The organism is Citrobacter sp. TBCS-14 (assembly GCF_005280805.1).
In the GTDB taxonomy this organism is placed as follows: Bacteria; Pseudomonadota; Gammaproteobacteria; order Enterobacterales; family Enterobacteriaceae; genus Citrobacter; species Citrobacter gillenii.
In genome coordinates, this window is record NZ_SZWM01001216.1 from 1 (window position 1) to 245 (window position 245).

The window sequence follows — 245 nt, forward strand, 5'->3', positions numbered from 1 at the left end:
GGTTGATTGAACGTTACTTCTTTGATAAAGACGGAGATAACCAAAGAGCAATTCGACAAGGTTTCTCAATGAATGATTATATCAGGCTATTAAAATCTAAATTAGTCGAAAATAAGCTTATCCATAATCAAAAAGTTATGCAATGGGCTTTAAATAATACGGCTGTCAAAATCGGACAAAGTGGGGACTATATGTATACAAAAAAACTTGAAAAAGATAAAATTGACCCTACTGTTGCCTTGACA

1 protein-coding gene is annotated in these 245 nt (G+C 32.7%); it reads left to right on the plus strand.

Annotated features, from left to right (window positions below):
* Positions 1 to 245 (plus strand): terminase TerL endonuclease subunit (locus FDX22_RS26330; RefSeq protein WP_222592574.1); only part of this gene is annotated, 245 nt, incomplete at both ends.